We start from the raw sequence: 1,749 nt of genomic DNA, 5'->3' as shown, positions 1-1,749 counted from the left end.
CGACTCGGAGACGGCTGTCGCCAGCGCCGGCCCCAGGCACGCGCAGATGGCGCGGGCGGTCCTGCGCGGCTACGACCTGGCGGAGCCGGACCAGACGCACGCGGTCCGGCTGATGGGCAGTGTCTTCCATGGCTACGTCAGCCTGGAGCTGGGGGGAGGGTTCAGCCACAGCGCTCCCGACACGCAAGAGACCTGGTCACGAATCCTGGACGCCCTGGACGCCCTGCTGCGGAACTGGCCGTCGGCGTGACTCGGGCACCTCGGCGGAGGTCATGCCCTCGCACTCAGGAACGAAACCGACTCGTCCAGACACTTTGATCAACAGGTTGAGGTCATGCACACCGAGCACAACTGGATCGTTACACCCATCACCACCGATCTCCTGCGCGGTGCCCTCGATACGGAGCGCACCGAACGCGGCCTGCTGCCGCACCGGCTGCCCGCATGGGCGCGCGACCAGTGCCCCGACGGACAACTGGCCATGGCCGAGGCCCAGCCGTCGGGTGTACGGCTGGTCTTTCGCACCCGGGCCACTGCCATCGAACTGGACGCGCTGCGGACCAAGCGGGTCTATGTGGGCGCCCCGCCCCGCCCGGACGGCGTGTACGACCTGCTTGTGGACGGCAGGCTTGCCGATCGGGCCAGCGTGACGGGTGGCAACATCCTGGCGATCGACATGGCTACCGGCGCCGTCGAGAACCAGCCCGGGCGGGCCGGCACCGTGTGCTTCACCGGTCTGTCCGGCGACGTCAAGAACATCGAGATCTGGTTGCCACATAACGAGACCGCGGAGCTCGTCGCCCTGCGCGCCGATGCTCCGATCGAGCCCGCACCGGATCGAAGCCGCAGGGTGTGGCTGCACCATGGCAGCTCGATCAGCCATGGCTCCGACGCCGCCGGCCCTACCTCCACCTGGCCCGCCGTCGCCGCGTCTCTGGGTGGCGTAGAACTGATCAACCTGGGCCTGAGCGGCAGCGCCCTGCTCGATCCGTTCGCCGCCCGTACCCTGCGCGATACCCCAGCGGATCTGATCAGCGTCAAGATCGGAATCAACCTCGTCAACGCCGACCTGATGCGTCTGCGGGCTTTCGGTCCCGCCGTCCACGGTTTCCTGGACACCATCCGCGAAGGCCACCCCACCACACCGCTGCTGGTCGTCTCGCCCATCCTGTGCCCTATCCACGAGGACACCCCCGGACCCGCGGCTTTTGACTTCAGCGCTCTCGCTGACGGCAAGCTGCGATTCCAGGCCACAGGCGCCCCCGCAGAGCGCGCCGCTGGAAAGCTGACGCTCAACGTCATTCGGGAGGAGCTTTCCCTGATCGTGCAGCAGCGGGCGGCGTACGACCCGCACCTGCACGAGCTCGACGGCCGTGACCTCTACGGCGAGGCGGACTTCGCCGAGCTGCCGCTGCCCGACCAGCTCCACCCGGATGCCGCCACCCACCGCCTGATCGGTGAACGCTTTGCCAAGCTCGTCTTCTCCGCCGGTGGCGCCTTCACGGGCCGCAACGTCTGAGGTCCATCTCCGGGCGGGCGCACGAGCTCTAACCGTGTCCGGCACATGGTCGCGAAGCCATCCTGGGCACCGAACGGTGGCGAAGGTGTCGTCGCTCTGCACTCACGGGTCTCGCGCGTCGAATTCGATAGCGAGGACCTCCTGCGATGTTCCGCGCAAGCCGGAGCGGTCTTGTAAACACGGTGTATCGGCTGGCGCAAGGGTCTTGTGCCGTCGATCGAACAGCGGTA

The 1,749-nt window shown here is 67.8% G+C and carries 2 protein-coding genes; both read left to right on the top strand.

Annotated elements, in window-relative coordinates:
• Positions 1-250: TetR-like C-terminal domain-containing protein (locus ELR45_RS40615; protein ID WP_240759354.1), on the top strand; the 250-nt coding region annotated here is incomplete at its 5' end.
• Positions 251-334: 84 nt separating this feature from the next.
• Positions 335-1,519, top strand: coding sequence for a GDSL-type esterase/lipase family protein (locus ELR45_RS09020; RefSeq protein WP_129665279.1), 1,185 nt, complete (start codon positions 335-337; stop codon positions 1,517-1,519).
• Positions 1,520-1,749 lie beyond the last annotated feature (230 nt).

It is taken from the genome of Phytoactinopolyspora endophytica, from assembly GCF_004138495.1.
GTDB lineage: Bacteria > Actinomycetota > Actinomycetes > Jiangellales > Jiangellaceae > Phytoactinopolyspora > Phytoactinopolyspora endophytica.
This window is presented reverse-complemented; position numbering and strand designations above follow the sequence as displayed.

Coding starts and splice junctions, on each gene's coding strand:
- ELR45_RS09020 (WP_129665279.1), top strand. CDS start 335: ATGCACACCGAGCACAACTGGATCGTTACACCCATCACCACCGATCTC.